This is a genomic window from Pseudarthrobacter sp. NKDBFgelt (genome assembly GCF_046097905.1).
GTDB classification, from domain to species: Bacteria; Actinomycetota; Actinomycetes; order Actinomycetales; family Micrococcaceae; genus Arthrobacter; species Arthrobacter polychromogenes.
On the sequence record NZ_JBJURL010000015.1, the window covers coordinates 21737 to 47441 of the forward strand.

The 25705-nt window shown below is 66.4% G+C and carries 21 protein-coding genes; 11 read left to right on the top strand and 10 right to left on the bottom strand.

The window, feature by feature from the left end; all coding sequences use genetic code 11:
- Nucleotides 1-41 precede the first annotated feature (41 nt).
- From ACKAE7_RS06215 to ACKAE7_RS06230, 4 genes are all read left to right on the top strand, one after another.
- The gene (locus ACKAE7_RS06215; RefSeq protein ID WP_190612353.1) at nt 42-920 is read left to right on the top strand and encodes a universal stress protein; all 879 of its coding nucleotides are present in this window, start codon (nt 42-44) and stop codon (nt 918-920) included.
- A 24-nt stretch (nt 921-944) separates the two neighbouring features.
- On the top strand, nt 945-3389 hold the full coding sequence (locus ACKAE7_RS06220; RefSeq protein WP_191034544.1) for an HAD-IC family P-type ATPase: 2445 nt from the start codon (nt 945-947) through the stop codon (nt 3387-3389).
- Nucleotides 3390-3467: 78 nt separating this feature from the next.
- Entirely contained in the window at nt 3468-4481 is a 1014-nt protein-coding gene (locus ACKAE7_RS06225) for a zinc-binding alcohol dehydrogenase family protein (protein ID WP_191034422.1), read from the top strand.
- 100 nt (nt 4482-4581) lie between these two features.
- Nucleotides 4582-5004, top strand: a complete 423-nt coding sequence (locus tag ACKAE7_RS06230) for an Hsp20/alpha crystallin family protein (RefSeq protein ID WP_190612348.1) — start codon at nt 4582-4584, stop codon at nt 5002-5004.
- An 85-nt stretch (nt 5005-5089) separates the two neighbouring features.
- Here the strand turns inward: ACKAE7_RS06230 and ACKAE7_RS06235 are convergent, their stop codons facing one another.
- The 7 genes from ACKAE7_RS06235 to ACKAE7_RS06265 all read right to left on the bottom strand — a co-directional run bounded on the left by ACKAE7_RS06235 (nt 5090) and on the right by ACKAE7_RS06265 (nt 17435).
- Nucleotides 5090-6115: an ATP-dependent 6-phosphofructokinase gene (locus ACKAE7_RS06235; protein ID WP_191034421.1), complete on the bottom strand. Its 1026-nt coding sequence runs from the start codon at nt 6113-6115 to the stop codon at nt 5090-5092.
- Complete coding sequence (locus ACKAE7_RS06240) at nt 6112-9333, bottom strand: HAD-IA family hydrolase (protein WP_191034420.1); 3222 nt, start codon at nt 9331-9333, stop codon at nt 6112-6114. The genes ACKAE7_RS06235 and ACKAE7_RS06240 overlap by 4 nt, the downstream gene beginning before the upstream one ends.
- 42 nt (nt 9334-9375) lie before the next feature.
- Nucleotides 9376-11790 carry a phosphoenolpyruvate synthase gene (gene ppsA / locus ACKAE7_RS06245; RefSeq protein WP_408978712.1) on the bottom strand — a complete coding sequence of 805 codons (2415 nt, stop codon included), beginning with the start codon at nt 11788-11790 and terminating at the stop codon, nt 9376-9378.
- Nucleotides 11791-11918: 128 nt separating this feature from the next.
- Nucleotides 11919-14468, bottom strand: coding sequence for a cation-translocating P-type ATPase (locus tag ACKAE7_RS06250; RefSeq protein WP_408978713.1), 2550 nt, complete (start codon nt 14466-14468; stop codon nt 11919-11921).
- Nucleotides 14465-14929, bottom strand: a complete 465-nt coding sequence (locus tag ACKAE7_RS06255) for a universal stress protein (RefSeq protein WP_104186003.1) — start codon at nt 14927-14929, stop codon at nt 14465-14467. The genes ACKAE7_RS06250 and ACKAE7_RS06255 overlap by 4 nt, the downstream gene beginning before the upstream one ends.
- A 66-nt stretch (nt 14930-14995) precedes the next feature.
- Nucleotides 14996-16816, bottom strand: coding sequence for a heavy metal translocating P-type ATPase (locus ACKAE7_RS06260; RefSeq protein ID WP_408978731.1), 1821 nt, complete (start codon nt 16814-16816; stop codon nt 14996-14998).
- Nucleotides 16817-16952: 136 nt separating this feature from the next.
- Nucleotides 16953-17435: a pyridoxamine 5'-phosphate oxidase family protein gene (locus ACKAE7_RS06265; RefSeq protein ID WP_408978714.1), complete on the bottom strand. Its 483-nt coding sequence runs from the start codon at nt 17433-17435 to the stop codon at nt 16953-16955.
- 143 nt (nt 17436-17578) lie between these two features.
- Between ACKAE7_RS06265 and ACKAE7_RS06270 the strand changes: the two genes are divergently transcribed.
- The 3 genes from ACKAE7_RS06270 (at nt 17579) to ACKAE7_RS06280 (ending at nt 18994) form a co-directional block, all read left to right on the top strand.
- Nucleotides 17579-18049, top strand: coding sequence for a pyridoxamine 5'-phosphate oxidase family protein (locus ACKAE7_RS06270; RefSeq protein ID WP_408978715.1), 471 nt, complete (start codon nt 17579-17581; stop codon nt 18047-18049).
- 14 nt (nt 18050-18063) lie between these two features.
- Nucleotides 18064-18435 carry a DUF5655 domain-containing protein gene (locus ACKAE7_RS06275; protein ID WP_408978716.1) on the top strand — a complete coding sequence of 124 codons (372 nt, stop codon included), beginning with the start codon at nt 18064-18066 and terminating at the stop codon, nt 18433-18435.
- A gap of 88 nt (nt 18436-18523) precedes the next feature.
- Nucleotides 18524-18994 carry a GyrI-like domain-containing protein gene (locus ACKAE7_RS06280; RefSeq protein WP_188808770.1) on the top strand — a complete coding sequence of 157 codons (471 nt, stop codon included), beginning with the start codon at nt 18524-18526 and terminating at the stop codon, nt 18992-18994.
- 34 nt (nt 18995-19028) lie between these two features.
- Here the strand turns inward: ACKAE7_RS06280 and ACKAE7_RS06285 are convergent, their stop codons facing one another.
- Nucleotides 19029-19499 carry a DUF1003 domain-containing protein gene (locus ACKAE7_RS06285; protein ID WP_188808769.1) on the bottom strand — a complete coding sequence of 157 codons (471 nt, stop codon included), beginning with the start codon at nt 19497-19499 and terminating at the stop codon, nt 19029-19031.
- A 177-nt stretch (nt 19500-19676) separates the two neighbouring features.
- Between ACKAE7_RS06285 and ACKAE7_RS06290 the strand changes: the two genes are divergently transcribed.
- Genes ACKAE7_RS06290 through ACKAE7_RS06305 form a run of 4 tightly spaced genes read left to right on the top strand, consistent with a single transcriptional unit; the run spans nt 19677 to nt 23264 of the window.
- On the top strand, nt 19677-19949 hold the full coding sequence (locus tag ACKAE7_RS06290; protein ID WP_408978717.1) for a YegP family protein: 273 nt from the start codon (nt 19677-19679) through the stop codon (nt 19947-19949).
- Between the two features lie 15 nt (nt 19950-19964).
- Nucleotides 19965-20927, top strand: coding sequence for an ABC transporter ATP-binding protein (locus tag ACKAE7_RS06295; protein WP_188808767.1), 963 nt, complete (start codon nt 19965-19967; stop codon nt 20925-20927).
- 19 nt (nt 20928-20946) lie between these two features.
- Nucleotides 20947-22101 (top strand): ABC transporter permease, encoded by a 1155-nt coding sequence (locus tag ACKAE7_RS06300; RefSeq protein WP_408978718.1) that lies wholly within the window; start codon nt 20947-20949, stop codon nt 22099-22101.
- Nucleotides 22098-23264: an ABC transporter permease gene (locus tag ACKAE7_RS06305; protein ID WP_408978719.1), complete on the top strand. Its 1167-nt coding sequence runs from the start codon at nt 22098-22100 to the stop codon at nt 23262-23264. The genes ACKAE7_RS06300 and ACKAE7_RS06305 overlap by 4 nt, the downstream gene beginning before the upstream one ends.
- Before the next feature lie 49 nt (nt 23265-23313).
- Here the strand turns inward: ACKAE7_RS06305 and ACKAE7_RS06310 are convergent, their stop codons facing one another.
- Both ACKAE7_RS06310 and ACKAE7_RS06315 read right to left on the bottom strand, forming a co-directional pair.
- Nucleotides 23314-24774, bottom strand: coding sequence for a DUF5129 domain-containing protein (locus ACKAE7_RS06310; protein ID WP_408978732.1), 1461 nt, complete (start codon nt 24772-24774; stop codon nt 23314-23316).
- 29 nt (nt 24775-24803) lie between these two features.
- Nucleotides 24804-25574: an SDR family NAD(P)-dependent oxidoreductase gene (locus ACKAE7_RS06315; protein ID WP_408978720.1), complete on the bottom strand. Its 771-nt coding sequence runs from the start codon at nt 25572-25574 to the stop codon at nt 24804-24806.
- Nucleotides 25575-25705 lie beyond the last annotated feature (131 nt).

A 25705-nucleotide genomic window follows, 5' to 3' on the forward strand; every position in this document is an offset into this window, starting at 1 on the left:
TGAGAAACCGTCAGCAACAGCAGCTTCACGGAAGGTCACCCATGGACGCACACAAGCCCGTCGCCGTCGGCATCGCCGACTCCGCTCCTTCCAAGGCCGCACTGCTGTGGGCAGCGGCCCGTGCCCGTCGGCAAAAGGTGCCGCTGGCAATCCTTCATGTCCTCGACGACCGCTGGATGGCGGGCGAAAGGATTGAAGCCCTCCCCTACATCGACGTCCTGCGCAAATCTGCGATGGACATGCTGAAAGAAGCCGGAGAAACGGTGCGCAGCGCAGAACCGGACCTTCAGGTTTCCCGTGAACTCCTGGAAGGAAGCGTTGGGGCATCCCTTGGCAAGTACTCGGAGAACGCCTCGATGCTGGTCCTTGGCAGCAGTGGCCACTCCCGCGGTGCGCTGACCGACCGTGCCCTCCAGGCAGCTGCAACGGCCGAATGTCCGGTGGCCGTGATCGGGACAGGCCAGGGCAGCAGCGGGCAGGGTGTGGTGGTGGGCGTGGACGGGTCGAGGGAGTCCACGCAGGCCGTGGCTTTCGCCGCGGCCGAGGCTGACGCACTGGGCGAGGAACTCACCGTCCTGTACGCGTTCACTGGCCCCAACCGCTGGATCAGAGCGGGCCTTCCGTCCAGCAGCTTCGCCGGACATGTGGAGGAAGAGGAACAGGTTGTCCTGGCCGAGGCTGTTGCGGGACTTCGCCAGGACTACCCCGGCCTTGTAGTGCACGGGGTCCTGGAAACCGTCCTGGAACCTGCAGATGCCCTGGTCCGGGCAGCCGCGGACGCCCGGATGCTGGTTTTGGGCAGCCGGGGCAGGGGAAGCTTCGGCAGGCTTCTGCTCGGCTCGACGGCGCACGGTGTCCTGACCCAGCCTCCCTGCCCCACGGTCATCACCCGGCTCAAGAAGTCCCGGCATGACACATAACGGGCGGGCTGCGCGCCCCACGTGATGTTTGAAGCAGGGGAAAGCGCCGGACACCACGTGGCTTCCGGCGCCCCCGCGGGACAGCCGGGGCTGGACGGACTCAGCTCAGCCGAGGTCCTGGCCCGGACTAACGCGGGACAGACCAACAGCATCCCCGGAGCAACAAGCCGCAGCGTGTGGGACATTGTCCGGGCGAACGTCCTGACCCTTTTCAACGCCATCGTGGCGGGCTGCTTTGTCCTGCTGCTGGTGCTGGACCAGTGGCGCGACGCGCTCTTTGGCTTCTCGGCGCTGGGGAATTCCCTAATCGGAATCGTCCAGGAATACCGCGCCAAGCAGTCCCTGGACAGGCTGGCCATACTCCACGCGGCACAGAGCAGGGTCATCCGGGACGGCAGCACCCGGCTGGTCCCGGCGGAGGCCCTGGTTCCTGATGACATCGTCCTGCTCAGCGCCGGGGAACAGGTGGCCGCTGACGTGCGGCTCCTGGACGGCGGGTACGTGGAGGCGGATGAATCCTTTTTGACCGGTGAGTCAGCACCGGTTCCCAAGCAACCGGGAGCAGCGCTCCTGTCCGGATCACTGATCATGGCCGGCAGCGGACGGGCGGTGGTGGTCCGGGTGGGACCGGACACGTTTGCCTACAAACTGACTGCCGAAGCCCGACGGTTCGCCCTGGTCACGTCCGAGATACGCTCCGGGCTGGACAAGGTGCTTCGGGTCATCACATGGCTGCTCCTGCCGACTGCCGTCCTGGTTACCCACGCCCAGGTCCAGAACGCCGGAGGCTGGGAGGCCGCCTTCAGCTCCGGCCAGTGGATCCCTGCCGCGGTGGGACTGGTGGCCAGCATCATGTCAATGATTCCCCTTGGCCTGGTCCTGCTCACCAGCGTCGCTTTTGCGGTGGGCGGGGTCCGGCTTGCCGGCCACATGGTCCTGGTCCAGGAGCTTGCGGCCGTTGAGGTACTGGCCAGGGTGGATGTCCTGTGCCTGGACAAGACCGGGACCTTGTCTTCCGGCGCCATGACATTCGACGCCGTCCACGACGCCGGTGCCCCACCGGCCGAGGGGTGGCGGAAGGCCCTTGAATGGTTCGGCGCCAAGGAGGAAGCCAGTACCACCGCCAAGTCCATCGGCGACGCTTTTCCCGCGGCCGACGTTTTGCCCGAAACGTCATCCGTGCCGTTCACCTCCGCCCTGAAATGGAGCTCAGTGACGTTCCCGCCGGGCTCGCAGGCCGCCGGGACCTGGGTACTTGGGGCCCCGGATTTCGTACTGGCGGAATTGTCATCCGGCGCCCCCGCCCGCCGGAGCGCCGCGGCGCTGGCCTCCACGGGCCTGCGGACGCTGGCACTCGCCCACATGCCCGGGCCCCTGCCGGTATCCGAGCAGGGCGTCGCAGTGCCCGCGGGCCTCATCCCGGTGGTGCTGCTGACCTTCCGCGAGGATATCCGGAAGGAAGCACCAGCGACGCTTGCCTATTTCCGGCAGCAGGGGGTGGCCTTGAAGATCATCTCCGGTGACGACCCCCGCACAGTGGCAGTGCTCGCGCGCGCGGTGGGCCTGGGACCGGGCGGGGCCTACGACGCCAGGAAACTGCCCACGGACCCGTTGCTGCTACAGGAAACGGTGGAGACCCATCACGTTTTTGGAAGCGTGACCCCTTCCCAGAAGAGGGACATGGTCCAGGCGCTGAAGCGGGGAGGGCACACGGTGGCCATGACCGGCGACGGGGTCAACGACGTCCTGGCACTCAAGGAAGCCGACCTGGGCATCGCCATGGACACAGCGTCACCGGCCACCAAGGCGGTAGCCCGGCTTATCCTCCTGGACGGGCGCTTCGACAGGTTGCCGGCGGTGGTTGCCGAGGGCCGCAGGGCCATCAGCAACATCGAGCGGGTTTCCATGGTGTTCCTCAGCAAGACCGTCTACATCACCGTCATCTCGTTGGCGTTTGCCCTGCTCCTGTGGCCCTTTCCGTTCCTTCCGCGCCAGGTGTCCGTCCTTGACGGACTGACCATCGGGCTGCCGGCATTCTTCCTGGCCCTGCAACCCAGCGCGCAGCGTTATGAGGCCGGATTCCTGAAGCGCTCCCTGGCCTTCTCGGTGCCGGCCGGAGTGTGCGGCGCCCTGTGTGTGCTGGCGGTCAGCCTGTACGCGCGCTTCGCTGCACCTGGCAGCGCCGAGGCCACGCAGTCTGCCGCCGTCATCACCCTGGCCCTGGTGGCCTCTTGGATCCTCGTGACCGCCTCCCGGCCCCTCACCTGGACGAAGACCCTCATTCTGGCGGGCATGTACGCAGGCCTGGCGCTCCTGTTCACCGTGCCGTCGGCAAAAGAGTTCTTCCGCCTGGACTGGCCGCCCCCGGACCTCCTGGCCGCTTCGGTCGCGGTGGCCGTGGGCGGCAGCATCATCATCGAAGCAATCCGGTACGTCCAGCGGCGCCTGGCTGGCCGCTCAGCGGACTGAAGACAAGGGTGACCTTCGGCTCTGGGAGGCACAGCCAAGCTGGGCCATTGTTAAACAACCCGGCAGAAGGAGGACAAGGTGCTCGCATGGTGGGTGGGCCAGCCCGGCCCTATGTCCACCCGTCCCCTGGTCAGGGGCCTCCGCGAAGACCCCAGGCCCGCGGCCAATGAACTCCTGGTGGACGTGAGTGTCTGCGGAATCTGCCGGACCGACCTCCATCTGGCCGAAGGGGACCTGCAATCACGCCGTCCCGGGGTTGTCCCGGGCCACGAGGCGGTGGGCGTGGTGGTGGAAACCGGCCCGGGCGCCCACCGGTTCGCCCCGGGCGACAGGGTAGGCGTCGCGTGGCTGGGCGGCGTCTGCGGAACGTGCACGTATTGCCGCCGGGGTGACGAGAACCTGTGCTCGGCGCCCGTCTTCACCGGATGGGACAAGGACGGCGGCTACGCGCAAAAACTCACTGTCTCCCAGGATTTTGCCTACCTCATTCCTGAGGTGTTCAGCGACGAACAGGCAGCGCCGCTGCTGTGCTCGGGCATCATTGGCTACCGCGCTCTGAAACGCGCCAACCTGCCGGCTGGCGGGCGCCTTGGCATCTACGGTTTCGGCAGTTCCGCCCACCTGACCGCGCAGATGGCGATCTACCAGGGGGCATCCGTTTTTGTCATGACCCGGTCTAAGGAGGCCCGGGCCCTTGCCCGGGACCTGGGAGCCGAATATGCCGGAGACGCGTATGACAGGCCACCGGTGCCGCTTGATTCCGCGATTCTTTTTGCTCCGGTGGGCGGCCTGGTGCCGGCCGCGCTCGCCGCCCTTGACCGCGGCGGCACACTTGCGATTGCCGGTATCCACCTCACCGACATACCAGCCCTGAACTATGAGGACCACCTGTTCTACGAGCGCCAGGTCCGCAGCGTGACAGCCAATACACGCGCGGACGGACGTGAGTTCCTTGCGCTCGCGGCCCGGATTCCGCTGTCACCCACCACCACCGCCTACCCGTTCGATGCCGCGGACACGGCTCTTGGTGATCTCGCTGCGGACAGGATTACAGGTTCTGCCGTCCTGCGGGTCCGCCCGGAGAAAGAGTGAAACCGGGGTGGGACCTTGGACTCTGGAACAGCACCTGCAGAGGGCGGATGGTGTTAATGCCGGGTGACGCGTCCCGGCGCACAATGAGCAGGAGGCAACAATGACTGACCTGATGAAATGGTTTGAATCCCACCGCTCCCCCATGGATGTGATCGAAAGACTCTTCGAAGGAGAGATGGGGTCGTCCCCCATCCGGGTTGAGGAAATGGTGGACGGCAACACCTTGGTGGTGCGGGCGGAGCTGCCCGGAATCGACCCGGAAAAAGACGTGGACGTGACCGTGACAGACGGTGTCCTGTCCATCAAGGCCGAGCGGCAGGAGAAAACGGAACACAAGGACAAAGACAGCTACCGGTCCGAATTCCGATACGGTTCTTTCGTCCGGCGGCTCCCCCTCCCCAGCGGGGTGCAGCAAGGTGACGTCACCGCTTCCTACAAGGACGGCGTCCTGGAAGTCCGCGCTCCCCTTCCGGACCAGCAAGAGGTGGCTTCCGCGTCAAAGGTCCCCATTAGCAGAGGCTGACGGTGTGCCTGGTCCCTCCTGGGCCAGGCACGGTCACGCCACCCAAGTGTCGTGCCAGCCAGGTGCCGCGTCAGCACCGGCGCCATCAGCCGAACAAGACTGCCGCCTCCTTGTACCGGGCCTCGGGAACCACCTTCAGGCTTCCGAGCGCAAGCTCGAGGCCCACGGTGACGATGTCCGTGCCGCGAAGGGACACCATGGTCCCCCACGAGCCATTGGCCGCCGCTTCGACGGCCGCCAGCCCCAGCCGCGTGGCAAGGACGCGGTCATACGCCGTGGGCTCTCCACCACGCTGGATGTGGCCCAGGACGGTGGCCCGTGTCTCTATCCCGGTGGTCTCCTGCAGCTGCTGTTCCAATAGCCGGCCGATACCCCCAAGGCGCGGCCGGCCAAAGGTATCGAGCCCACGGGGCGCATAGGGTGTTCCCTGCCCCTCCGGTGCAAAAGCTTCGGCCACCACCACCATGGGCGCCCGCCCGCGGTCCCGTGCTGACATCACCCACGTGGAGATCTGGTCCAGGGACACCGGGTGCTCGGGGATGAGGATGGCATGGGCGCCCGAGGCCATCCCCGAGTGCAGGGCGATCCAGCCGGCATTCCGGCCCATGACCTCGGCGATCATGCACCGGTGGTGCGACTCCCCTGTGGTCCTCAGCCTGTCAATGGCTTCAGTGGCTGTCTGGACGGCCGAATCAAACCCAAACGTATAGTCCGTCGCACCAAGATCGTTATCGATGGTCTTGGGAACACCCACCACGTTGACGCCCTGGTCGCACAGCGCCTTCGCTGCGGCGAGCGTCCCCTCACCGCCAATGGCGATCAGGCCCATCAGGCCGTTGCGCCGCAGGCTTTCCCGCACCGCGCCGGTTCCGCCGCCTTCCAGCGGATTGGTGCGGGATGTTCCCAGGATGGTCCCGCCGAGCCGGGATATGCCGCGGACGCTCCGCCGGGGCAAAGGAACCACATCCTGTTCCAGGACTCCCCGCCAGCCGTCGCGGAACCCCACGAACCCGTATCCATGGACAACCTCACCGCCCAGCACGGCTCCGCGGATTACTGCATTGACGCCGGGGCAGTCCCCGCCGCTTGTCAGGATTCCGAGTTTCTTCATGACGCGGCCGATCCCTCCCCCGGCATGGGCAGCCGGAATGTCCTGACTTGGCCGGCGGCAAGCGCAGCCTTCCTGCCGTTGACGCGCACGCTGATGGGTTCAGCGTCCCCGTCCGCCGAGGCAATCCTCATGCGCCCGTCCTTCAATTCGACGTTCAGGAAATGCTCGCGGTACCGGACCCTGAAGGCGACGGACCGGAGGCCGGTGGGCAGGTTGGGAGCAAAGACGAGTGTGTCGCCGCTGAGCCTTAGTCCGGCGAAGCTGCGCTGGATGACGTCGATGCTCCCAGCCATGGCCCCCAGATGGATGCCCGTGCGTGTCGTGCCGTGCTGGGTATCGTCGAGGTCGGCGTCGAGCGCTTCCCGGAAGCTGTCCCAGGCACGGTCGGCGTCCAGCGCGGCAAGGACGGAAGCGTGGGCAACCCGGCTCAAGGTGGACCCGTGGGCAGTCCGTGCCAGGTAATACTCGATGGTCCGGTTCAACTGGTCTCCCGTAAACGCGTATCCCAGTTCCTGGAGCAGGGCGATCACCCCTTCATGGCCCAGCAGGTAGGGCAGCATCAGGACATCGGCCTGCTTGGCAAGCTTGTACCGGTTGGTTTCGTCCCCCTCGGCTTCCAGGATCAGGTCGAGCCGCTCGATGCTGTCATAGGTTTCCCGGTACCGTTCCCAGTCGAGTTCCTCGAGCCCCTCGTACCCGGCAAACTGGCTGATGACGCCGTCCGTGTGGAACGGGATGAACATGGCCCTGCCCACCTGCTCCCAGCCGGCTGCCTCCTCACCGGTGATGCCAAGCCTTTCCATCAGGCCGGCGAGTTCGTTCCCGTGGAAGATGCCCATGATCTCCGCAGCCCTAAGGCAGACCCAGGCAGCCATGGCGTTGGTGTAGGCGTTGTCGTCCAGTCCGGGATCCGTGTGGCCCGGATATCCCGTGTGATATTCATCTGGCCCGACGACGCCGCGGATGTGGTACCGCCCGGTGTCCGGGCTGTGCCCGGCCCGCGATGCGAAGAACCGGGCAACCTCGACCACCAGTTCGGCGCCCTTGCGGAGGAGCCAGGCTTTGTCACTGGTGGCCTGGAAATACTGCCAGACGTTGAAGGCCACAGCCAGTCCCGAGTGCAGCTGCATGTGCGAGTGGTCCTTCACCCACCTGCCGGACCTGTAGTTATAGAGCCACTTGGGCGTTTCTTCCGTACCGTCGCTCCCGCTTTGCCAGGGAAACTGCGCCCCGGAGAGGCCCTGGACCGCTGCCGCGTGGCGGGCTGCCGGAAGCCTCCGCCACCGGTATTCAATGAGGGACCGGGCTACATCCGGTGTCCGTGTGGTCAGGAGCGGAAGGACAAACAATTCGTCCCAGAAGACATGGCCGCGGTAGCCCTCACCGTGGAGCCCCCGGGCGGTGACCCCGGCGTCGAGTTCCGCCGTGTGGCGCGTAAGGGTCTGCAGCAGATGGAAAATATGGAGGTTGAGGACCAGGCGCACCTGCACCGGAGCCTCGATGTCCACCAGGAACGGATGGAGTTCGTGCCGCCAGGCGTCCTGGTGTGCGGTCATGAGGGCGTCGATGTCCCCGCCGGCGCGGGCCAGCACGGCCACGGCGGCTGAGGCCGGGGATGCGATCGCCCGGTCGCGGGATGTCACCACCGCCACGGTCTTGCTGATTCTTGCTGCAGCTCCGTCAGCGAGGGCCAGCTGGAATGCCATGAAGTGGAACGGGCCTATGCTGCCGGGCTTCCCTGGACCCGTTCCGCCGCTTCCTGTTCCGCCGACGCCTTCTCCCCCGGACACACGGGTGCGGAACGCCACGGCTACCCGGATCAGGCTCTGGGTCGTCTCGGCCTCGACCACGGAAACGTCGTCCGGAGCCGGCTGACTGAAGCCGCCGCCGTCCGTGGTCCGGTCAACGAGGTGAACCCCCGGACTGGAGGCCGGTTCGGGGACATTCGAGTTGGTGACGCCCGTGGTGACGCCGCTGCGCACTTCCACGGCACCGCTCCAGCCCAAGGGCGTAATCTTCGTTTCAAGGCCCAGCAGGTGGGGCTCAGCCATGGACACGAACCTGGTCTGGACAATTTCCATCCGCCGTTTGTCCCCGGCTTCCAGCAGGAGCCGCCGTTCCAGAACCGCACGCTGGAGATCAAGGGTGCGGCGCTCGCGGACAACCGCCAGGCCTCCTTCCGACCACCACTGCCCGTCCGCCAGCCGCAGGTCCAGGGGAAGGCAGTCAGGCGCGTTCACCATGTGTTCCTCCACGAGCACCTCGCCGGCGACTTCGGCGGCCAGGCGGTTGAACACGCCGGCCAGGTACATGCCGGCATACCGGATGCTTCCGCCGCCCTCCGGGGATGCGCCCCGGACCGCCAGGTAGCCATTGCCAAGGGTGGTCAGCGCTTCCCGGTGGCCCTCGTGTCCTGCGTCGAAGCCCTCATAGACAAGCTGCCACGGATCGCCAAGGACAAGGCCCAGGTCCAGTTCGCGGACGTCATTGAGGACTGTGCCGGCACCGGCGGCTTCGAGCTCCCGCCGGGTTCCGCTGCGGTCGATGCCCACCACCAGGCCGAACCCGCCCCTGTGCGCTGCGAGGACCCCTGCCACCGAATCCTCGATGACCACGGAGTGGGACGGCGATACCCCAAGACGGAACGCGGCCGCCAGGAAGACGTCAGGGGCGGGCTTTCCCCGGAGGCCCAGGTTGGCTGCAGCAGTCCCGTCCAGGATGACGCCGAAAACATCCGGGATGCCGGCGGCGTCCAGGACCGAGGACGCATTGCGGCTGGACGTGACCACTCCGGTGGGGACTCCGGCGTCGGAAAGCCTGTGCAGCAGTTGCACCGTTCCCGGATAGCTCTGGACACCGTCCCGCCTAAGCCTCTCCTGGAACAGCCGGTTCTTCAGGGCACCAAGGCCGAACGCTGTCCAGATGCCGGGCTCATCCCCGTCAGACCCTTTTTCAACTTTGACCCCCCGTGAAGCAAGGAACTTCAGGACGCCTTCCTCCCGGGGAAGGCCGTCGATGTAGGTGCGGTAGTCAGCTTTGGAAAGGGGTGAACGGTCGGCAGTGTCCGGCACCCTGAGGTCCTGCAGGATCTGTTCGAAGGCCTCCCGCCAGGCCGCCTGATGGACCAGTGCCGTGTTGGTCACCACCCCGTCCAGATCGAAAATGACGGCGTCAAAGGGCGGCCTGGCGGCTGCGGCAGTGGGTGAGGACGCGGTCATATGACAGGGATACCAGCAGGCCGTCCGCAGTTGACAGTGCCGTTAGGCCTGTCTGGCCAGCCGCTGCTCGGCTGCGGCGATGATGGGCAGGGTCTTCACGTAGGTGTCCGGGTTCAGCGAGATTGAATCTATGCCGCGGCCGATCAGGAATTCCGCAAGATCCGGATGGTTGCTGGGCCCCTGCCCGCAGATGCCAATCTTGATGCCCGCGGCGTGCGCCTTGTCGATGGCCTGGGCAATCATCGCGCTGACCGCGGGGTCCCTCTCATCGAACAGCCCGGCGAGCTGTTCGGAATCGCGGTCCACCCCCAGGACCAGTTGGGTCAGGTCGTTGGAGCCGATGGAGAACCCGTCGAAGCGCTCGGCGAACTGCTCGGCCAGCACTACGTTCGAGGGTATTTCACACATCATGTAGAGCTGCAGCCCGGCACCGCCCCTCACCAGTCCTTGGCCGGCCATCGCTTCGATGACCAGGTCCGCTTCCCGGACGGTCCGGCAGAACGGGACCATAACGATGATGTTGGCGAAGCCCACCTCCTCGCGTACCCGTTTGAGGGCTTTGCATTCGAGGGCGAAGCCTTCCCGGTAGTGATCGCTGTAGTAGCGCGAGGCTCCGCGGAAGCCCAGCATGGGGTTCTCTTCCGGACGTTCAAAAAACCCGCCGCCAACCAGGTGGCTGTACTCGTTGCTCTTGAAATCGCTGAGCCGGACGATCACCGGTTTTGGGTGGAAGGGCGCCGCTATTTTGGCGATCCCGGTGGCCAGCACGTCAACAAAATACTCCGTCGGGTCGCTGTAGCCGCTGGTGAGCTTCCGGATGAGCGCAGCTTCCTCCGGGTCCGTCACCCTTTCAGGGTGGACCAGTGCCATGGGATGGATGCGGATGAGGTTGTTGATGATGAATTCCATCCTCGCGAGGCCCACTCCCGCCGCCGGCAGCCGCCACCACTTGAAGGCTGCGGCAGGACTGCCGATGTTCACCATCACGTCAGTGCGGGTGGCCGGAAGGGCCTCGAGGTCCACTTCTTCCACGCCAAACTCCAGCAGCCCCTCATAGACGCGGCCTTCCTCGCCTTCTGCGCAGGACAGAGTGATGGGGGCACCATCAGGCACGGCTTCCGTTGCGTTCCGGGTTCCGACGACGGCGGGCACGCCGAGTTCCCGGCTGACGATCGCTGCGTGGCTGGTTGGGCCGCCGTGGTCAGTGACGATGCCGGCTGCCCGCTTCATGACCGGGACCCAGTCCGGGTCCGTCATCCTGGTCACCAGCACGGACCCGTCCTTGAAGGATTCGATGTCCTTGGCGTCCCGGATGACGCAGGCCTGCCCGCCGGCGATGGCATCCCCAATCGCGGCCCCCGCGGTCAGCAGCCTGCCCTGCTGCCGGAGATGGTACGTCCGGAAGGAGGTGCTGCTGCGCTGGGCCTGCACCGTTTCCGGCCTCGCCTGCACCATGAACAGTTCGCCCGTCACGCCGTCTTTGGCCCACTCCATGTCCATGGGCCGCCCATAGTGGTCTTCCACGGCTTTGGCCCAGCGCGCCAGTAGAACCACTTCGTCATCGGACAGCACCAGGGACTCCTGCTCCCGTTCGGTGGTCTCCACCAGCCGGGTCCGCGCGTTGCCCCCGTGGCTGTAGACCATTTTGCGTTCCTTGGCGCCCCGTTCCCTCTCGATCACTGGGCTGAAGCGCTCGTCTGCGAGCAGCGGCTTGAACACCTGGTATTTGTCCGGATTGATGGTCCCCTGGACAACGGTCTCCCCGAGGCCCCACGCCGCGCTGATGAGCACGGCCTCCGGGAAGCCGGATTCGGTGTCGATGGAGAACATGACCCCGGAGGCGCCGAGGTCCGAGCGGACCATGCGCTGGACGCCCACGGACAGGGCCACGTCGAGGTGGTCGTAGCCCTTCATTTCGCGGTAGCTTATGGCCCTGTCAGTGAACAGCGAGGCATAGCAGTTCCGGCACGCCTCGAGGACGGCCCGCTCCCCTGCCACATTGAGGAATGTCTCCTGCTGGCCCGCGAAGCTGGCGTCCGGCAGGTCCTCGGCTGTGGCGCTGCTGCGGACTGCAACGGACACCTCCGGCTGGCCCGCCCGGCGGGAAAGGAGCCGGTAGCGCTCCTGGATCGACTCTCCGATGCTGTCCGGGAACGTTGCTGACAGGAACAACTCCCGGATTGCGGCCCCGGCCTGGCGCAGCGTTGCGCGTCCGGCCCGGTACTCCTCGATGTACGTCCTGATGCGCGGCTCCAGGGCGTTCGAAGCCAGGAAGGCGCGGTAGGCGCCGGCGGTGGTGGCAAACCCGTCGGGAACCCTCACGCCGGCGGACTGCAGGGAGCGGCTCAACTCGCCCAAAGACGCGTTTTTTCCTCCCACGGACGCGATGTCCCCGATCCCGGTGTCCTCGAACCACTTGACGTGGACATCGGCCGGGGACGTTGCGGGAGCAGTCATGCCTTGATTCTGGGCCGTGCCCCGGAGGCTATGCAGAGTCTTTGGTCCCGAGCAGCCGCATGTCCAAGGACACCCCCCGCCCAACCCCCTTAGGGACAGGACCACGGGCAGGGGTTCCTGGGTGCTGCTCACCGGACGCTGCGGCCCCTGAAGCCCTTATAGGCCCAGTCCACCACCAGGACGGCCGGTACGGCCAGGGCGGCAACCAACAACCCGGACGCCGGCGGCGGGGCCTGGCCCAGCAGGGCGGCGAGCTGCGGCAGGTACAGGCAGGCTGCAAGCACGGCCAGTTCAGTCAGGACAGCCCACGCGAGGAGCTTGTTCGAACCCCACCCCAGCCTCCACGGCGGCACGGTGGCACTCCGGCAGGCGTAGGCGTTGGCCAGCTGGCCCAGGACCACCGCTGTGAAGGCAGCCCCCGACGCCGCCATGAGGAGCCCGGGATCCGGCGCCTCGCCCCGGGTCCAGCCGCCGCCGAAGAGCACAACGGAGAACGCGGTCATTTCAACAAGGGCCTCCACCGGGCCCAGCACGCAGAAGACCCGCACCATCAGCTGCCGGTCCATCAGGTGCCGGCGCTCCGGCGGCCGGGACAGCACCCGTTTGCCGGGCGGCTCGGCACCCAGGGCCAGGGCAGGCAGCAGGTCGGTACCGATGTCCAGGGCAAGGATCTGCAGGACGCCCAGCGCAAGCGGGAACTGGCCGCCCGAGAGGGCCCAGACCACAAAGGGCGTCAGCTCCGCCACATTATCGGTGAGGTGGTAGGTCAGGAACCGGTGGATGTTCGAGTAGGTGGCCCTGCCCTGCTCGATAGCTGCCACGATCGTCGCGAAGTGGTCGTCAAGGAGCACCAGGTCAGCCGCTTCGCGCGCAACGTCGGTGCCGCTCAATCCCATGGCCACCCCGATGTCCGCCTCACGGAGGGCGGGCCCGTCGTTGACGCCGTCGCCCGTCATGGCCACCACATGGCCGCGGGACTGCAGGGCCTTGGCAACCCGGAGTTTCTGCTCTGGGGATACCCTGCTCACCACTACCCCGTCCCGGTCCAGGAGTGCCCCCAGCAGCTGTTCATCCCCGGGAAGGTCCGAGCCCTCCAGGACGAATTCCGGTACGCCCATAAGCCCAATCTCACGGGCAATTGCCGCTGCGGTGGCAGGATGGTCGCCGGTGATCATGGCCAGTTTGAGTCCGGCCTTGCGGGCCGTCCGGATGACGTCGCCCACGTCCGGCCGCGGCGGATCATGGAGCCCGATCAGTCCCAGCAGCTCCATGCCGCGTTCGACGTCCCCGGCGGGGCGGGACTCCCACTCGGCGGAAGGTCCAACGAGCCGCCTCCGCGCCACGGCGAGGACACGGAGCCCGCGGGAGGCCATGGCCTGGACCTGGTCCGCCACCGGGCCGTCGACGTCGCTGCACAGCGGAAGGACGGCCTCGGGGGCGCCCTTGCAGAAAAGCTCGTGCCCCACGATCGCCGACTCCCGCCGTCGTGAAGGGTCAAAGGCGAAGCGGCGCGAAGGCGCCATGCGGGCACCTGCCACGCCCAGTCGCCGCGCGAGCACGTCGATGGCGGCTTCCATGGGGTCACCCAATGCACGCCATTGCCCGTCATGCAGTTCGGCCCGCCCCTGAGAGGCGGCGAGCGCCGCGAGCGCCGTTTCCGCGGCTCTCTCCTGCCCGTCCCCTTGGACGGTGCCCTCCGGGTTGTACCCCTCGCCCGCTATGTGGACCGACCCGCCGGACGTGAAGACCTCGACGGCGTTCATCCGGTTCTGGGTGAGGGTTCCGGTCTTGTCGGTGCAGATGAAGGTGGTGGAACCGAGGGTTTCCACGGCTTCGAGGTTGCGGACCAGTGCGTTGCGGGAGGCCATGCGCTGCGCCCCCATCGCCAGCGACAGCGTCACCGTGGGCAGCAGGCCCTCGGGGACAAGCGCGACGGCGACGCCGATGGCGAACAGGAAGGAATCGCGCCATTCAATCCCCACCAGCAGGGACACCAGGAAGAACAGGGCGGCGATGGCTAGGGCAACTGATGCCACTAACCGGACAATCCGGCGCAGTTCCAGCGACAGCGGCGTGGGCGGGGGAACTGCGCCGCTGGTGAGGGCGGAGATCCCGGCCAGCCGTGTCCGGGCACCGGTGGCCGTGACAGTGGCCTCGGCGTCGCCGTTGACCAGGAACGTCCCGGCCCAGGCGGAGTCACCGGCCGTTTTAGGTACCGGATCGCTTTCGCCGGTCAGCATCGACTCGTCCACGGCGCAGGCTTGTGCCGTGGCCAGGACGACGTCCGCGGGGATGCGGTCGCCGGCGGTCAGGAGCACGGCGTCGGAGACCACGAGTTCGCTGGCGTGGACCTTGCGGACGTGTCCGTCCCGCCGCACCATGACGTCAGCCGGCAGCAGCCCGCGCAGCCTGGCCGCGGCGTGCTGGGCCCGTTCCTGCTGGATATGGGCAAAGACCCCGTTGACAAGAACGACGACGATGATCGCCACGCCCAGTTGCGGCAGGTCCGCGAGGAAGGCCAGGGCTGCCGCGCACCACAGCATGAGGGCAAAGAAGTGCGTCAGCTCCCCCCAGACATTCCGCCACTGCGGTACGGGCTTCTCGGTGGGGAGGATGTTCGGCCCTGCCTGCTTCAGGAGTTCTGCAGCCTGGCCCGAGGTCAGGCCCGCCGCCGTCATGGCACGTCGTCCGCCTCCTGGCCCACCAGGAGCACCGGGCACGCGGAATGCGCTGCGCAGGCCTTGCTGACCGATCCCATGGACGTGCCGAGGAATCCGCCCTCACCGTGCCGGCCGACAACCAGCAGCTGCGCCCGCCGGCTCTCTTCCACGAGGACTTTGCCGGGCGGCCCGAACTTGACGGTGACGTCGATGTTCTGCGGCCGGTCCCCGGTGAATGCCCGTCCCAGGGCGTCCTCCACCAGGCGGCTGGCGGTGTCCTCCAGCCTTGCCGTCAAAGGATGCTCGGCGTTCTCGAGGTGGGCCACCACCAGGTAATCGGGCATGCCGATGCAGGTGATGACCTCCAGACGCGCACCCAGGCGTGCGGCGAGGGTTCCGGCGTACCGCAGGGCGGCGGAAGAATATTCGGAACCGTCGACGCCCACGATCACAGGCTTGGACACTGTTTCTGCGTTCATACCCACCACATTCGCCACTGCCGGCGAAGTGCGGAAGGGCCGAAGGTCATGCCGGGACCTGCCGGATCAGCCCCGGCCCCAGGGTTTCCGCGGCCGGGCCCCGTGCAGCGCCCTCAGCCCGTTCAGGATGGTGGCAAGATCCACGAGTTCCTGCAGGAGGGCACCGGTGACTGCAGGAATGTAGCCAGTCATGGCCACGGCCATCAGGCCGATGCTCAGGCCTATTCCTGTCCAGATGCTCACCAGGGCCACCGCTACCGTGCGCTTCCCGATTTCGACCACCACGGCCACCTTGGACAGGTCGTCGAGCATGATCACGACGTCCGCCGACTCACTGGCGGCGGTGGCACCTTTTGCCCCCATGGCGATGCCCACGTCCGCGGCTGCCAGGACGGGGGCGTCATTGACGCCGTCGCCCACCATGATGACGGGCCGCTCCCGCACGGCTGCCACCGCGTTGACCTTGTCCTCCGGCAGGCAGTCTGCCTGTACATGCCGGATGCCGGCCTCCTCGGCGATGTGGGCCGCAGTCCCGTGGGCGTCGCCGGTCAGCAGCATGGTGTGCCGGACCCCCAGCCGGTGCAGCCGGGCGAGGGTCTCGCCTGCGTCGGTGCGCAGCGGGTCTTTCATGATCAGGGCTCCGGCATAGCTCCCATTGACGGCGACATAGATGGCCAGTTGGCCGCTCTGCAGGGCAGCTTCCCGGAAGCCCGCGGATGAGTCCCGGACCAGCCCCGCCTTGCCCACCACCACAGTGTCCCCGCCGCATACTGCTTCCACGCCCTGGGTGGCATGTTCGGTGGCCCGGGTGACGGGAAGGAGCTCAAGGTTGCGCTGGGCGGCGGCTTCGATGACCGAGGCCGCCAGGACATGCGAGGAGTACTGCTCGGCTGAGGCGGCGAGCTGCAGGATCCGCCCGGCGCCCATCGCAGCACGTGGGCCTGTTTCCTGGTCCTGTGCAACCTGGACCGTGTCCAGGACGGGCCGTCCGGAGGTCAGCGTTCCAGTCTTGTCGAAGACCGCCGTCCTGGCTTTGGCCAGCTGCTCAAGGGTTCCGGAGTTCTTGATAATGATGCCCCTGTGGGCTGCCTGGCTGGTGCCGGCGAGGAACGCCACGGGCGCGGCGATCAGGAGCGGGCAGGGTGTTGCCACCACCAGGACCTGGGCGATGCGCACGGGATCCCCGGACAGAGCCCAGGCAGTTCCGGCCATGAGGATCGCCAGCGCGGTAAAGGGAACTGCGTACCGGTCGGCCAGGCGGACCACCGGGGCCCGGCTGGACGCCGCCTCCTCCACCAGGGCGATGATGCGGCTGTACTGCGAATCTTTGGCTGTGGCGGCCGCCCGCATCCTGATGGCCGTCTCGCCGTTGACGGAGCCGCTGAGCAGGAGGTCCCCCCGGACCCGCTCCACGGGCAGGCTCTCCCCCGTCAGCGACGATTCATCCAGGCTTGCGGCGTCGGACAGGAGCTCCCCGTCCACCGGGACCAGCTCGGAGGGGCGCACCACCAGCACGTCGCCGGGGACCACCTCGCCCACGGGTGTCTCTTCCAGGACTGATCCGGCAGCCTCGCGGTGGGCGAAGCGGGGAGCCCTGTCCAGCAGGGACTTCAGTTCACGCGCTGCCCGTCCCTGGGCGAAGATTTCGAGCGCTTCCCCGCCGGACAGCATGAGGATCACCACAAGGGCGGCAAGGTACTCACCCACCCACACGGTGCTGGCAATCGCCATCAGCGCCAGGACGTCGATCCCCCAGCGGCCCTCGCGGAGCGAGCGGAACATCGCCACCGCACGGATGGCGGCGACGACGGCGGCGTAAACGGACGCGCCGAGCCGGGCGGGCTGTTCCAGTCCGGACTGCAGCATGATCCCGGTGACGGCGAGCATCAGGCATGTCAGTGCCACCAGGGGGTACTGACGGATCAGCGCTGAGGCCCGGACCGGGAGCGACGTGCCGGATTCATCGGGGCCGGCCTTCGGCTGCGGCGGTACGGGGGTGCCGGGCGGGGCTGCCGGCTTTCCCTCAGGCAAGGCCCGCCCGCGTCGGAACTTCCAGATGGCTCCACCAGGTCAGCGGGGAGGCGACGGTGAAGCGCCGGCCGCTTACCGCCGTCGGAATGATCCGCACGAAGTGGTCCTTGTGGCCCGCCTGCCAGGGGAACAGGGTGAGTCCCACACCGGCCATCAGCTCCGGTGAGGGTTCCAGGACCTCGGCGTGGCCCTTCAGCTGGACGCTCCAGGCGGTTCGTTTATCCTGGTCAGTGCCGTCCGCTTCAAGGGCGACGGCGGTGGGCTGGGACGCGGCGTGGAGCTTCGTCCCTTCTCCGGTGCGGAAGACCACCGAGCCATGGTCCACCTTGTAGTTCACGGGAAAGATCTCAGGATGGCCGTCCACCAGGACGGCCAGGTGGCCCACCGAAACCGCGCGCAGGAGATCCCAACAGTCGTTGGTGGCTAGGACTTCCACTGCGGATGGGCCGTCCCGTTCCGGTGAGTTATTGCGCATACAGCTGAAAATACTGCCGCCAAGCCGGGCCCGCTAGGGCATTAAGGCCCGGCCCCGCCCCTGGAGGCGGCCAGGGGTCCGGCGGGCAGGTCAAAGGTCTTTGGGCCCTGTTAGGGAAATGACCAGCAGCTTAGGATCTCGGCATGACCGACAAGAAAATCGCCCCTGACGCAGAAATTCTCGACTCCGATGAGTGCTGGAGCCTGCTGGAACAAACGAGTATTGGACGGCTTGGCGTCGTCGTCGACGGACAGCCAGACGTGTTCCCGGTGAGTTTCAAGCGCGACGGCGAGGGCCTGGTCTTCCGGACGGGCAGCGGAACAAAGCTGCAGGCCATTGAGGCGAACTCGATGGTTGCCCTGGAGGCGGACAGCGTGAGTGCCGAGTTTGGCCTGGCCTGGAGTGTTGTGGTCAAGGGCGAGGCTGTCCAGGACGACGCCGCGTCCCCCGCCCTGAACGAGACACGCCGGGGGCTTTTTCCCTGGCAGGGCGTTGGGCAGGACCACCTCATCAGGATCATTCCGCAGTCGGTGACGGGCCGGAGGTTCACCCTGTCAGCCACCGGCACCTGGCAGACACCGTTGAACGAAGCCACCCGCGCAGGGCTCGAGTAGCCACAGCCGCTCCGGTGCAAGGCGGCGAACCATGGACTGTTGACCGCTTTTTTGAGGGTGACGGCACTGCCCGGAACATCTACGAGGCGGCAGAACGCATGGCCTCCGGCATCGGACCCATGACGGTCCGTGTGTCCAAGAGCCAGGTCTCGTTCCGCCGCCGCAGGGGCTTTGCGTATCTGTGGCGCCCGGGCACATACGTCAGGTCCATGGTTCCTGTTGTGCTGTCGTTGGCGCTTCCCCACGAGATCGGCTCGCCCCGCTTCAAGGAGACAGCGCACCCTGCCCCCGGGATCTGGATGCACCATCTTGAGCTCTTGGACAGCAGCCAACTCGACGGCGAGGTGGAGCAATGGATGCGCCAGGCATATGAGGATGCAGGCTGAGTGCGCGGGCCAAAACCGCCCCGCGGGCCGGACAGTTTAGAGTCCTAAGGCCCTGTCAGGCCCGGTGCCAACGGCGCAGGCTGGAGCTATGAATGACTCTGGCGCGCACCCCAGGAAAGTCCACCTCCCTGAGCAGCCGGTCGCCGTCGTGCGTGAACGCGTCCGGATGGACGCACTGACGGAATTCTTCGGCAGGGCCTTCGGGACGGTCATGGCAGCAGCCCAGAAACAGGGTGCGGCCCCCGCGGGCCCTCCTTTCGCGCTTTACCGGGGAAAGCCCGGCGAGACCGTTGACGTGGAAGCCGGCTTTCCCATGGCTGGGCACTTCAGTGACGCCGATGGAGTGGCCGGCGGGACGCTGCCGGAAACTGACGCCCTTGAGGCCATGCATACCGGGCCCTATGACACCCTGGAAAACACTTACAACGCGGTCCTTGGGCAGATGCAGGCGGAAGGCCTCACTCCGGGGGACATTATGTGGGAGTACTACCTGAGCGACCCCGAAACGGAACCCGACCCCGCAAAGTGGCAGACACGGGTCATTTGGCCCTTCGCGTGATTGCCCGGGACCCAGGAGAAAGTGCCCAGGCGGACTAACTGCCGCCGCCGTCTGCCTGCCGCGGCGCACCAGGCTGCAGGACCCCGGGCTGCGGGACAGCAGGCTTCCCAAGCATCGCCCGGAGCTCCTCCAGCATTTCGAACTGCTGGATGTTAATGGCCATCAGCCGGTCCAGCTCTGACTTTGACTGCACGTCCGTTTCGTAGTCGTGGCGTGCCATCGCCGCCGCTATGGCGTCCTGGCGTTTGGCGGCAATCAGCAGGATGGCGCCCTGGAGTCCGGCAAGCATCGAGAGGAAAAGGTTGAGGAGTATGTAGGGATAGGGGTCCCAGGCTGCTGCTGCCAGGACGTACGTGTTGTACCCGGCCCACGCTGCCATGGCGGCGAGGAACAGACCCACAAAAGACCAGCTGCCCATGCCGTTGCGGAGGACGTCAGCCGCCCGCTCACCCCGGCTCAGGCCCTCCTTGTGCCGCGCATGCCACGTACTTCTTCGCTCGCTCATGTGCCTAGGGTATGCGGCCTCCGCGGTCTCCGCTGGACCAATGCGCGGACAGACCCGCCGGCAGGATTGACCCCCGGCGAACCCCCATAACGGGACCTTGGCCCCTAATGGATCTGCCTCTTCCTCTGGCACCGTAGACAGAGGCCGGATGCAAGACCATCGAGGGAGAGCAAATTTATGGCGGGAACGTTCGAGCTGTTTGCCGATGAGGATTCGCGGATCAGGTTCAGGCTTGTCGCGCCGGACGGAACCGTGCTGGCGGTGTCCGGACAATACCCGGACAAATACCAGGCTGCCGCAGCCATCGAGGATGTCCGCGAGTGCGCCGGAACGGGTTTGATCAGCGACCTCGCTCCGGCACCCAACCTTGCAAGGACCAGGACGCCCAAGCGTCCGCACCACGTCCGCCCGCGCTTTGCCGGCAAGGCAAACTCACTCGGTGCCGCTTAGAAATCCGTTCGGCCAGTGACGGCGGACGTTCAGATGCAGAGGGCCCAGGTCCTGGGTGTCAAAGGCCTGGTCAAGCGCTATGGCGACCATACCGTCGTCGACGATGTCTCCTTCCATATCGGGGCCGGTGAAACGTACGGGCTGCTTGGTCCCAACGGCGCAGGCAAGACCACCATCATTTCCATGGTCTCCGGGCTGATTCCCGCCGACACGGGATCCATCGAAGTGGCCGGTTCGGCCATGACGCCGGCGAGCACTCGGCTGAAAAGCCACATCGGCCTGGTCCCCCAGGAACTTGCCATCTACCCGGACCTGACAGCGAAGGAGAACCTCCAGTTCTTCGGCCGGCTCCAGGGACTCAGTGGCCGGGACCTGAAGGCCCGCACCGGGGAGGTCCTTGACCTCATCGGCCTTGCGGACCGGGCGGGCGAGCAGACCAAGAAGTTTTCGGGCGGGATGAAGCGCCGGCTGAATATCGGCATCGGACTGCTGCACCGGCCCGCGCTGCTGATCCTGGACGAACCAACAGTGGGGGTGGACCCCCAGTCCCGGAACTCGATTCTGGAATCGGTGGAGGCGCTTGCCACGGAGGGGATGGCGGTTCTCTATACCACCCACTACATGGAAGAGGCGGAACGGCTGTGCGACCGGATCGCCATCATCGACGAAGGGCGGATCCAGGCGGAGGGCACCAGGGGCGAACTGGTGGAGCTGACCGGCGGGGTGGACCGCATCGACCTGCACGGCAGCGGAAACACCGGTGCCGCTGCCTCGGCACTGCGGCGGCTTCCAGGGGTAAAGCATGTGGACGGCGGCGCGTCAGGTTTGACGCTCACGGTGCACAACGGCCCGGGCCTCCTGGCCCCCGTTGTGGCCGAAGCGGGCGGAGCGGGGATGGCGTTGTCCTCCGTGGAAATCGTCCGGCCCGACCTTGAATCCGTCTTCCTGCACCTGACCGGCAAAGCCCTGCGGGACTGACGTGCGCGGGCTGTGGACGATGGTCGCCAACGACCTCCGGCAGCGGATCCGCGACAAATCCGTCGTGATCTTCTCCCTCGTTGTCCCTCTCGCGCTCATGGGAGTCTTGAATCTTTCCTTCGGCGGCTTCGACAGCGGGAGCGTGGACCTCAAGCCCGCCGTCGTTATTGCAAGTTCTGAAGACTGCGGGCAGCTTGGCGACGCACTCCTCGAAGCGGTGGAGTCACTGCCCGTCATGGATGTGACCGTCAGGAAGGTCACTGCCGGCGATGTCCGGCGGGAAACGAAAACCACGGGGGCCGATCTGGGCATCATCCTCCCGGCTGACTTTACGACGGCGGTGACGTCCGGGCAGGCGCTCTCAGTCCAGGTCGTCGAAGGGGATGCGGCCGGCATTGAAACCGACGTCCTGATTTCCGTGGTGGACGCGCTCCTGGGGCAGTTCGCGGCAGGCACCGTTGCTGCCGAGGCGGGCGGAAGTGCCGGACTCCCCCACGATGTCCTGGGCGGACTTGCCCAGCAGGCTGCGGCCGGGACGCCTGCCCTGACCTTATCGGAAGGCCAGGCGTCCGCTGAGCAGCTGTCACTCAAGGGAACGCTGGTGGCGGGGCAAACCGGGCTCTTCCTGCTCTTCACCGTCGGCTTCGGGGTCCTGGGGCTGCTGGCCGAACGGGAGGAGGGCACACTGTCCAGGCTGCAATCCACCCCTGTGGCTCCGGGCACGATTATCACGGCCAAGGCCCTCGTCGGATTCATTCTTGGCGTGGTGGCTACTGCCATACTGCTGGCTGCAGGAAGCATACTGTTCGGCGTCTCCTTCGGTTCACCGGCGGTGGTGGCGCTCCTGGTCCTGGCTGTGGCCGCCGCCGCCACGAGCCTGACGTTCATCGTTGCCCGCCTCGTCCGCAGCGCCGAACAGGCGAACATCGCCCAGTCCATCCTGGCCATGGTGCTGGGTATCGCCGGCGGCGCCTTCTTCCCGATTGAAGCCTCGGGGTTCCTGGCCACGCTGATGGACCTGAACCCGATTGCCGCCTTCATCCGCGGCCTTGGCATCACAGCTGGCGGAGGCGGAGTGACGGACGTAGCGGTCCCCCTCGCCGTGATGCTGGGGTTCGCCACCGTGGCCACCCTGGCATCCCGAGCGCTCCCAGACAGGGGTGCCCGCGCATGAAAAGCATCCTTGGAATCGCCGTCGTCGAAGTCAGGCTCTTCCTGCGGGACAGGTCCAATATCTTCTTTGTCTTCATCTTTCCCCTCCTGCTGATCCTGCTGCTGGGCTCCCAGTTCGGTGCCAACAGCGGCCAGGCACGCGTTGTCCTGTCCGGTGGTTCAGGCACAGAGTTGGCGAAGGTCCTTTCGGAGCAATTGAAGGAAGACGGTGTCCAGGTGTCCTCCGCCGGAGCCGGGGCGGCGCGGGACCAGCTCAGCCGGGGAAGGGCTGACGTCGGAATCTTCATCAGCGACGACGACTCCGCGGCTTTCGCGGCCGGCCAGCCGGCGGACCTTGAGGTGCTGACTGCGTCGCAGTCAGCCGCACAGGCCGTGCTCCAGGAGGTGCGGGCCTCCGTCCAGGCCGTCAGCACGGAACGAACGCAACAGTCCCTTCTCGAATCGGCAGGAGTGGGCGCAACGGAAGCTGCAACAGCGTTGAAGCAGGCGAAGGAATCTGTGCAACAGCCCCAGGTGGTGCTGGTGGACACTAACGACGTCACCCAGGTCTTCCAGGGGCTGGGCCGGTTCGACCTGGGTGCCGCGCAGCAGCTCCTGCTGTTTGTCTTCCTGAGCTCCCTCACGGGTGCCGCCACCCTGATCAAGGCCCGGCGTTTAGGAGTCATAGCGCGCGTCATGGCGGGCCCCGTTGCAAGCTGGCAGGCGCTCGCAGGCCAGGCGCTGGGACGGTTTGGCATTGCGGCCGTCCAGGGCGGTTACATCATGCTGGGAACGGCGCTGCTGTTCGGCGTTGACTGGGGAAATCCCCTGCTGGCGGGGTTGGTTTTGGCGTTCTTCTGCGCGGTCTCGGCCGCGGCGGCGATGGTAATCGGCTCGCTGATGGATAACGACGCCGCCGCGTCCGGCGTGGGGGTGGGACTGGGTTTGGTGCTGGCTGGTTTGGGCGGCTCCATGGTGCCCCCGGAGTTCTTCTCCGAGACGCTGCAGGCTGTCTCCCGGGTGACGCCACACCGCTGGGCGTACGACGCTTTCGCGTATATCCAACGGCATGACGGCACTCTCGCGGATATCCTTCCGCAGCTCGGCGTCCTCGCCGCAATGGCGCTGGCACTGCTCGCGCTCGGGTCATTCCTGCTGCAACGGAGCCTCGGCCGGGCACTGTAGTTTCTGGTGCCTGACCCGTTCCACGATGATGTCCGGCAGCTAGCCGGGACTAGAAACTGGATGAGCTGCCCGAACCGGAGAAGCTTCCGCCGCTGCTTCCATAACCGGTGGTGCTGCCGCCTCCGCCCCGGGCGGAGCTGACGCCGCTGACTCCCGTGTTGAGGCCGGAGTTGAAGGTGGCCACGGAAAAGAAGTTGTAGGACGGGTACACGGTGCCCAGGATGCTGGGCTCGTAGCTGCGCCGCCTTTTGTGGTTGAGTCCGTCCTGGGCCGCCTGCATCTCCTTGCGCATCAGCTGCGCCTCGCGTTCGTTCTTCGCGAATCCCTCGATGACTGTTTGGGCATGGTTTTCCAGGAGCACGGCCAGCCGGGACCGGGCGTCGTAGAGGCGGTCGAGCGCCTTTTCGGGGCTGATCTTTGCTTCGGCCAGTTCCGCCGTCCAGCGTTCGATATCCCGGTGGCTCTGGTCCCGGAAGGACCGCAGGGCCGCCGCGGTGGCAGAGTCCCCCTGCCCGTGGCGCTTGGTAAGGAGTTGCTCCAGCCCTGCGAGATCCTTGCGGAAGGGGGCGAGTTGGCGGTCCCACGCCGCAGGCCACGTGCCGGCCTTGTTGAGGAGGGCGTTGGTGTCGGCGATGACATCGTCCAGCGCGTCGAGCTCGGAGGCCGCGTCTGCGTATTCCCGGGCGAGCTTGAGGTGCCTTCGGCGGCCCAGGTCGCGCCTGGACAGCGCATGCACCTTGTTTGAGAGCTGGCTGGCGGTGTTGTACCGGTTGAGGAAAGTGCGGTGCTTCTCGAGGACGTGGCCTCCGTACCGGGAGGCCTCGGGGATGGTGCCCGCGTTCAACTCTGTCACCTCAAGGTCCATGCTGACGCTGGCGTAGCTTTGGTCACCGCGCTCAATCTCTTTACGGCTGGAGGATCTGGTGACGGCCCGCACAGTGATCCAGGCTGCCGCGCCCAGGGCTGCAGTTCCGGCGGTTACCCAGGCGATGATCAGGAACGCCGCGGACAGGTACCACGGCTGGTTGATGAGCTCGGCTCCGCGGCGTACGCCTGCGATTGTTCCGTCCGTCCACTGCGCGTCACGGAAGAGATCCTTGGCGGCGTCCTGGATGTCGCTCCGTTGTTCAAGGGACACCTTCCGGTCTTCGCCCATGTAGGTCCCAACATGGCGGCCTATGGGGTCAAGGGCGAAGATAAACATCCCGTCTGCCCACTTCTGCCCGTCCGGGCTGATCCATTCCGGATGCCCGCTCCGGGCAAACCTGAGGACTTCTTCGTTGAGGTTGTCCTCGGTGCTGCCGTTGTACGTGTAGATGACAACCCGCGTGGGCTCGTGGAACTCGATCCCCTCAAGGGCCGGAATCAGCTTGTTCTGGTCCAGCACCCCCGCCGTGTCCTGGACTTCCACAGACACGGGCGGATCAGCGAAAGCGGCGGCTGATCCGGCCGGCAGCAGCGCCGCCAGGACCAGCAGCAGGCCCACGAGCCTGTGCACTGCGGTGTTCATCTGCGTCACCCGGCTGCTCCCATACCCATTCAGACAGCATTCCATCCGTTATCGGAGGGAAGCACCACGCCGTTGATGTTGGAGCCGTCCCTGCTGAGCAGGAACGTGATCCCGGCGGCGACTTCCCCGGCTTCCGCGATGGGCGGCACATTTGCCTGGAGCAGGGGGCCAAGGACCTCCGCGCCAAGCTGGGACTTGAATTCTGCGTGGATGTTGGTCCTGGTGCCGCCGGGGGCTACTGCATTGACCCGGATCCCGCGGCGGCCGTACATGACTGCTGAGCTGCGGGTCAGGCCGATCAGGGCATGTTTGGAGACGGTGTAGGCAGCACCTGCCGCCGACCCGCGCAGGCCCGCTTCGGAGGAGACGTTCACTATCGAGCCGTACCCCGCCGTCAGCATCACCGGCACCACGGCCCTTGTAAGGCGCATGACGGCAGTCAGGTTGACCTCCAGCACCCGCTCCCACGTGTCGTCGTCGAGCTCATGCACGGGCTGGAAGCTATCCATGATGCCTGCCACGTTGGCCAGCGCGTCGATGCGTCCACCAGCCGCAGACACCACCCTCTGCACCACGTCCTCTTTGCTGATGTCGCCGGCCACGGGTACGAAACCGAGCTCCGCGTATTCGACCACCAGTTCTTCCAGCCGTTCCTCGCCCACGTCGGTGGCAACCACCCGGCCCCCTTCGCGGGCAACGCGCAGGGCAGTTGCACGTCCTATCCCGGATGCGGCGCCGGTGACGATGACGGTCTGGCCCTCGAACCGGCCCGGCGTGACATTTTCCTGCCACACAGCCATGCGGTGCTCCTCAATCCTCAGCATGTGTTGCTTCCCGCTGCTGTGTGGTGCTCTGCTTGATTGAGCGGGTACACAGGAACCCACGCCACCAGCTTGCAGTCCCAGAAGAAGCAACCACAGGGCCGAAAGTC

Bases quoted from the DNA above. Each gene is read 5' to 3' on its own strand.
- ACKAE7_RS06310 (WP_408978732.1), bottom strand. From the start codon at position 24,774: ATGAACACCGCAGTGCACAGGCTCGTGGGCCTGCTGCTGGTCCTGGCG.
- ACKAE7_RS06280 (WP_188808770.1), top strand. From the start codon at position 18,524: ATGAATGACTCTGGCGCGCACCCCAGGAAAGTCCACCTCCCTGAGCAG.
- ACKAE7_RS06300 (WP_408978718.1), top strand. From the start codon at position 20,947: ATGGTCGCCAACGACCTCCGGCAGCGGATCCGCGACAAATCCGTCGTG.
- ppsA (WP_408978712.1), bottom strand. From the start codon at position 11,790: ATGACTGCTCCCGCAACGTCCCCGGCCGATGTCCACGTCAAGTGGTTC.
- ACKAE7_RS06240 (WP_191034420.1), bottom strand. From the start codon at position 9,333: ATGACCGCGTCCTCACCCACTGCCGCAGCCGCCAGGCCGCCCTTTGAC.
- ACKAE7_RS06260 (WP_408978731.1), bottom strand. From the start codon at position 16,816: ATGCTCGCCGTCACCGGGATCATGCTGCAGTCCGGACTGGAACAGCCC.
- ACKAE7_RS06235 (WP_191034421.1), bottom strand. From the start codon at position 6,115: ATGAAGAAACTCGGAATCCTGACAAGCGGCGGGGACTGCCCCGGCGTC.
- ACKAE7_RS06290 (WP_408978717.1), top strand. From the start codon at position 19,677: ATGGCGGGAACGTTCGAGCTGTTTGCCGATGAGGATTCGCGGATCAGG.
- ACKAE7_RS06305 (WP_408978719.1), top strand. From the start codon at position 22,098: ATGAAAAGCATCCTTGGAATCGCCGTCGTCGAAGTCAGGCTCTTCCTG.
- ACKAE7_RS06285 (WP_188808769.1), bottom strand. From the start codon at position 19,499: ATGAGCGAGCGAAGAAGTACGTGGCATGCGCGGCACAAGGAGGGCCTG.
- ACKAE7_RS06215 (WP_190612353.1), top strand. From the start codon at position 42: ATGGACGCACACAAGCCCGTCGCCGTCGGCATCGCCGACTCCGCTCCT.
- ACKAE7_RS06230 (WP_190612348.1), top strand. From the start codon at position 4,582: ATGACTGACCTGATGAAATGGTTTGAATCCCACCGCTCCCCCATGGAT.
- ACKAE7_RS06255 (WP_104186003.1), bottom strand. From the start codon at position 14,929: ATGAACGCAGAAACAGTGTCCAAGCCTGTGATCGTGGGCGTCGACGGT.
- ACKAE7_RS06270 (WP_408978715.1), top strand. From the start codon at position 17,579: ATGACCGACAAGAAAATCGCCCCTGACGCAGAAATTCTCGACTCCGAT.
- ACKAE7_RS06250 (WP_408978713.1), bottom strand. From the start codon at position 14,468: ATGACGGCGGCGGGCCTGACCTCGGGCCAGGCTGCAGAACTCCTGAAG.
- ACKAE7_RS06315 (WP_408978720.1), bottom strand. From the start codon at position 25,574: ATGGCTGTGTGGCAGGAAAATGTCACGCCGGGCCGGTTCGAGGGCCAG.
- ACKAE7_RS06220 (WP_191034544.1), top strand. From the start codon at position 945: ATGTTTGAAGCAGGGGAAAGCGCCGGACACCACGTGGCTTCCGGCGCC.
- ACKAE7_RS06265 (WP_408978714.1), bottom strand. From the start codon at position 17,435: ATGCGCAATAACTCACCGGAACGGGACGGCCCATCCGCAGTGGAAGTC.